Source organism: Algorimicrobium algoritergicola, assembly GCF_008086165.1.
In the GTDB taxonomy this organism is placed as follows: Bacteria; Bacteroidota; Bacteroidia; order Flavobacteriales; family Flavobacteriaceae; genus Algorimicrobium; species Algorimicrobium algoritergicola.
Genome location: NZ_VSKL01000007.1, coordinates 178,156 through 185,587, shown reverse-complemented (window position 1 = coordinate 185,587; position 7,432 = coordinate 178,156). Strand labels below are relative to the sequence as shown.

Sequence of the window (7,432 nt, the reverse complement as noted above, 5' to 3'; positions counted from 1 at the left end):
GTTACATCCTTAACTGCTCCTACTGCTACTGATAATTGTGGTGGAACTGTTACCGTTACTAACGATGCAACTTTACCGATAACAACGCAGGGAACAACTGTTGTTACGTGGACTTATACAGATGTGAATAGTAATGCATCTACGCAAACGCAAAATGTCATAATCACCGATAATACAGCTCCTGTTGCTGATGCTGCTTCGCTTGCTGATGTAATTGCACAATGTGAAGTAACAACTCTAACAGCGCCATCGGCAACTGATAATTGTGGTGGAACTGTTACCGTTACTAACGATGCTTCTTTACCGATAACAACGCAGGGAACAACTGTTGTTACGTGGACTTATACAGATGTGAATAGTAATGCATCTACGCAAACGCAAAATGTTGTTATTAATGACACGGTAGCTCCAATTTTTAACACCTGTCCGCCTAGCGTCTCATTAAATAATGACCTGGGTGCTTGTGGTGCTATTGCCACTTATCCAATGCCAACAGCTAGTGATACCTGCGGAACCGTTACAATAACGCAAACAGATTCGACAGGTTTAACATCTGGTGATGTGTTTCCTATTGGAACCACGACAATTGAATTTACAGCTGACGATGGTAATGGTAATACCGCAATCTGCTCATTTACCGTAACCGTAACGGATGCTGAAAACCCTACGATAACGTGTCCTTCAGATATAATTGTCAATGCAGATACAAATTGTGAAGCGACAACCGTAAATTTAGGGACACCAACCACGAATGATAATTGTGGAATTGCTTCTGTATCTAATGATTTAGCTGGACAATTACCGTTGCCTATTGGAATTCATACCATTACATGGACCGTAGAAGATTCTGCTGGATTAACCACAACCTGTACGCAACAAGTTACAGTTCAGGATGTGACACCTCCAGTTATCTCTTGTCCAACGCCTAATGCTTTTTACAATACAGATGCTGGGCAATGTAATGCAACATTGACATTTAATGCTACAGCTTCCGATAATTGTAGCGCCGCCCCATTAATTTCTTATGAAGTGGGAGGATCTCCTATAACGTTCCCTTATGCATTCCCTGTTGGAACAACCACAGTAGATGTTATTGCAAACGATGGAAACGGACTATCTTCGACCTGTAATTTTGATGTCGTTGTTCAAGATAATGAGGCACCAACGGCTATCTGTCAGTCTATTTCAATCCCTTTAGATGCTTCTGGAAATGCAAGTATCTTGGCTTCTGATATAGATGGTGGCTCTGTTGATAATTGCTCGACAGTAACACTGAATGCTTCTCAAACAACATTTACTTGTGCAAATGTCGGTACCAATAATGTAATATTAACAGTGACTGATGCTGCTGGAAACGTATCAACTTGTAATGCCGTAGTAACAGTTTTAGATCCTGTACAGGGAGCAACTGCTAGTATATCTTCGTCGCCAGGATCACCAATTTGTAGTGGAACAGCTGTAACTTTTACAGCAACAAGTTCTAATTTAGGTGCAAGCCCCAATTATGAATGGTTTGTGGGTGGAAGTTCTGTTGGAAATAATAATGCTAGCTATACAACTACATCTTTAACTAATGGTGATGATGTATATGTTGAAATTACATCGGGACCTTGTAACACCGTTACAACAAGTAATAGTATTACAATGACTGTTAATCCGTTATTACCCGTTTCTTTCACCTTAAACACATCTGCTAACCCAGCCTGTACAGGTGAAAACCTAACGTTTTTTGTAACAGGTTTAACAAATGGAGGTGCTACACCAGCATACCAATGGTATGTAAATGGTTCTCCAGTAGGCTCCAATACGAATGCGTTCACCTCGACAACGATTTCAACGGGTGATGTGGTTTCTGTGGAAGTCAGCTCAAGTCTTACTTGTGCTACGCCAATTCCAGCAACAGAAAGTATAACGATGACGGTTAATCCGTTACCTACAGTAACGGCACAAGCAAATGGAAGTTCTACCAATATTACTATTTGTGAGGGTGATAACTTAACCTTAACGGGGAGTGGTGCTTCAACTTATACGTGGGACAACGGCGTTGTAAACGGTGTACCTCTTACACCATCAGTTGGAGTTCATACTTACACAGTCATAGGAACTGATGTAAATGGTTGTGAAAATAATGATATTATTACTGTAACCGTTAATCCAAATGCTTCCATAACCTTACTTTCAGCAAGTGCCGATCAAAGTGTTTGTCGCACAGGTGGAAATCCAATTGGAACTGTTGAGAATATTGATTTTAATATTTCAAATCATACATCTTTTACCGTAACCGGTCTACCAAACGGTGTAAATTATACTTTTAATGCCGGTCTAGGAAGATTAAGAATTAATGGAAACCCAAATAATGCAGTTAGCGGTGTTTTTCCATACACAATTACCGCAATTAATTCTTGTAATACGGTTACCGCCACGGGTACTATAACGGTCTATTCTGGTACACCTTCAAGACCAGAAAGCATCAATGGGCCTAGTTCATTTGGATGTCCTATAAGTACAGCTATTTATTATGTTGCTGATGATCCCAATGTAGAATCTTACAATTGGACCGTTCCTGGTTCCATGACTATAGTAAACGGGCAGGGTACCAATCAAATAGAAGTAGACATCACAGGAACAGCAACATTTTTCCAAAATATTACGGTTACCGCAAGTAACGCCTGTGGCACTTCCTCACCTCGTTTGTTGGGAGTATTGATTAGCTACTCCTCTAACCCTATTGACGCAGGTCCAGATATTTACGTGTGCGAAGGAACAACAACTGTCTCCATGGATGGAAATGTGGGAGGCATACAAGCCTACGAGTGGGAATGGTCTGATAATGGAGCTGGCGGAAGCTTTTCTACTGTAGGAACCTATGATCCACCTCGTTATTGTGATGGATGGTTTATCTGGGGAACTTGCATAGGTACATGGGTAGATCCGCCTCCAAGACCTTTATATTCTGAAACAAGCACATACGCACTGCCTCCTGGTGCAGAAGCTGGCGATGTTATTACCATTAGTTTGATATCAAATAATGTTTGGAATCCATTTTGTGACCCTATTGTGAATACGATGCAAGTGTATGTTCTGGAAAGTCCAACAGCTACGATTACCAACGCAGCTACCATATGTCAAGGTGATGATGTTGTGGTTACAGGAACACCGAACACAACTGTTACCTATACAGATGGAACAAATACAACTACTTTTCCATTAGACGCAAGTGGTACAATAACATTTCCAAATCTTGGTGCTGGAACCTATACTTTATTAGGTATTCAATATACCAATCCACCTAATAGCAATGGTCTTGGCTGTGTCAATCCACTTACAGAAAGTGTTATTATAAACCAACCAGCAACCGTATCAGCACCTGCCGATGTGACTATTTGTGAGGGTGAAACCGTAAGTTTAGCAAGTGCAACCATAGGCGGTTCCAATGCCGTTGGTTCTTGGTCTTCTTCTGGAAGTATGGGAACCATTTCAGGCAGTACATACACACCAAGTCCTGCTGATATTTTCAATGGTTCGGTAACTTTAACATACACCAACACACCTAGTGATGGTATTTGTCCGGCTATGAGTGACAGTATGGTGGTAACCATTAATCAACTACCAACGGTTGACGCCGGTGTAAACCGAACAATCTGTAGTACAGAAACAGTAACATTAAACGGAAGTATCGGTGGTACAGCAACGTCTGCCACTTGGAGTGCTCCTAGTGGAAGTTTCTCCAATCCGAATGACTTAAATGCCACTTATACACCGAGTATTTCAACAGGTACTGTTACTTTAACATTAACTTCAAATGATCCTGCTGGTCCATGTGGTCCAGATATGGATACGGTTATAATAACCGTTAATCCGGCAGCAACAGTTCATGCTGGTCCAGATCAAACGATTTGCTCGAATGAAACGGTAACTTTGGTCGGTTCCTTTGGCGGAAGTGCGTCATCGGCAACTTGGGGGTCTAATGGTACAGGAACATTTTCGGGTTCTGTATATACCCCTAGTGCTGCAGATATTACGGCAGGCTCCGTAATTCTTACCTATACAACCAACAATCCTGCTGGTGTTTGTGGTATTGTTTCAGATTCTATGCTGGTAACTATTAATCAAGCAGCTTCAGTTAATGCTGGATTAGACATCACAACATGTTCTATTAATGCCACGGTAAATTTAGTTGCTGTCGCCAATACGGCTGGTTCCTGGTCTGGTGGTTCGGGTACATTCGCTGATGCGAATTCACCTAATACAACGTACACATTAGGTGTTGGTGAAACAAGCGGTACCGTAACATTAACCTATACCACGAATGATCCAGACGGTGTTGGACCATGTAATTCGGCTTCGGACGCTATGGTGATTACAATAGTTCCTTTTGTTTCTGCAACGGCAAGTAACCTTACAACTATTGGCTCATGTAGTGATACAACCATTCAGCTATCTGCTAATGGTTCTGGACAATGGTCTGCGGTTTCAATTCCTGCAACAAGTACGTATTCATTCTCTAATGCAAATGATCCTAATGCAACCTTCACAGGCGAAAGTGGTGTAAACTATACATTAACTTGGACTTTAGATAATGCAGCGCCTTGTGCTGATGATTCGGCTACGGTGGCTGTTAATTTCCCAAGTTGTGGTGATTATATTGATTTTGACGGAACAGACGATTCGGTTAACTTTGGTAACACCTATAATCTATCAGGTTCATTTAGTTTTGAAGCTTGGATTAAGCCAAATATTATATCTAGCAGTGTTAAAACTATTATTTCTAAAAGAGATGCTGGTAACCTATCAACTGGTTATGACTTACGCTTAGTAAACGGAACAGTTTCATTTAATGCCAATGGATCGAGTATCACGGCGAATGGAATAACGGCAAGCCGTTGGTATCATATTGCTGTAACATATAATGGTACACAGTACAAATTGTATGTTGACGGTATAGATAGAAACACGAGAACTGGTCCTATTCCTACAGCTAATAATTATAATACACTATTAGGAGCTATGGCTAGACCTAATAATACACCAACTAATTATTATTCAGGTTGGATGGATGAATTACGTATCTGGAATACCAACTTAAGTGCTGCTCAAATTCGCCAAATGATGAACCAAGAAATTGGAAACAATAGTGGTTCAGTAAATGGATTAACAGTTCCTTTAGATGTTTCTGGAATAACCTGGAGTAACTTAACAGCGTATTACCAAATGAATCAAGGTACTGCTGATATTTCAGGAGGTAATTTGGTAGCAGATGTGGGAACAAATGGGCGATTAAGAAACATGACAACCCTTCAAGAGGAGTCAGCGCCATTACCTTACATAAGCACTCAAAATGGAAATTGGAATTCAGCAAGTACGTGGTTACATGGAAACGTACAAATGATTCCTAACACCAATGCAGTTACTTGGAACATAGTAAGAACTGCTCATAATGTGGATTCTGGAAACCGAGCAACAACAGTTCTTGGGTTACTTGTAGATGCAAATATAGTTACCATTTCAAATGAACAAAGTTTGCAAGTGAATTCCTATTTAAGAATTGATGGTGTTTTAAATTTAGAAGGTGAATCGCAACTCCTACAACCTACGGGAAGTATTGTTGATTACACGGGAACAGGATCTTTACATCGTGACCAACAGGGAACAACAAATCTATTTAACTATAATTATTGGACATCGCCAGTAAGTACAGATGGTGCAACCTTTAAAATTGGAAACGTATTATACGATGGTACAAATCCTGTAAATTGGGTGCCAGGTCCTAGTGCAACAGGAAGCACAAATCCTGTTACTTTAAGTAGTCGTTGGTTGTATTTATATGAAAACTACCCAGCAGATTCCTATGCCGCTTGGAATGACATAGATACCAATTATGATGTTCCTGTTGGTTTAGGGTTTACCATGAAAGGTAGTGGTGTTGGTCATCCTATTAATGATCTACAGAACTATACATTTGTAGGAAAACCTAACAACGGTACCATAACAACACCTGTTACGGGTGGAAATGAAGCCCTAGTTGGTAACCCTTATCCATCAGCTATTGATGCCACACAATTTATAAATGATAACGCAGGTAGTATTACTGGTGCTTTATATTTCTGGGAACATTCTAAAACAAATAATTCCCACATAACTATTGATTATGAAGGTGGTTATGCAGTAAGAAATCTGTTAAGCGGTGTTGCAGCCACATCACCTCCTACTGGAATAGGTAGTGTTGGCATGGTAGGCAAAATTCCACAACGTTATGTGTCCGTTGCTCAAGGGTTTTATGTAACTGGAGATTCTGATGGCGGAAATATTCTATTTAACAACGCACAGCGCGCTTTCAAAAAAGAATCTGAAGCAAATACATCCGTGTTCTTTAGAAATGAATCTAATGGAGAGGCAAATACTGGAGTAGAAAACGACAATCTATTTAAACTGATTCGTCTAGATTTCTCTTCACCTGAAGGGGCAGTAAGACACTTAGCTTTAGGTTTCACACCAAACAATGAAGCTAGTGAAGCTGTTGACTACGGTTACGATGCCTTAAACACAGATTACTTCCCAAGCGACATGTCTTTCCAAATTGAAGATGGCAAATACATCATCCAAGGAGTCGGTGAATTCAACGACGAAAACATGTACCCTATTACAATAGATATGGGTATGACAGGTAATGCAGAAATAGCACTTACCGATTTAGAGAATTTTGACGAAGATCCTGATGTATTTGTTTATGATGCGCTTTTAGGAACCTATACACGTATCAATGTGACGCCATACCAAACAAATCTGGATGCTGGAACACATGAAGGGCGTTTCTATATTGTATTCCAAGAGGATAATGTATTAAGTACAGAAACGGATGAGTTTCCTAATGTCATTGTGAACTACTTGAATAATACCAATCAAATTTACATTAAGGTTCCTTATAGTATGGACATCAAACAAGTGTACCTGGTTAACATGCTAGGACAAACAATTAAGTCTTGGAATAGTACCAATGCACCATTATCTCAAGAATGTAAAATTCCTGTCAGACAGTTATCTGAAGGAAACTACATTATTAAGGTGCAGACTACAGATAATCAAACCATCAATAAAAAGGTGATTGTTAAAATGCAGTAAAAGATTAATAACTTTTAATATTAACGACCTCTCAATGAATTTTGAGAGGTCGTTTTTTATTCCCCTATTTTACGGTTATAATAGTATATGGCTAGTATATAGCTAATGTATGGATATAAGTAAATTAAATTGTTATTAAAATAGTTCGTGAAAGATTTTCCCATAGTTGCCCTATGGATACCCTTTGGAAATTATAAAAGTAATTCAACTAAAAATTGTTCGAAATTAAAAGCTCGTAAAATCGCATCCCAAATGATATAAAAATGCATTTCAACGAATAATTTAGCATTTCATAGATGTTTTTAAAAAATAA

Annotated in this window: 1 protein-coding gene; it reads left to right on the top strand. The window is 39.4% G+C overall.

Annotation, left to right across the window (positions count from 1 at the left end):
* A partial coding sequence (locus ES675_RS15275; protein WP_148367547.1) for an HYR domain-containing protein occupies positions 1–7,119 on the top strand: 7,119 nt, incomplete at its 5' end.
* Positions 7,120–7,432: the final 313 nt, after the last annotated feature.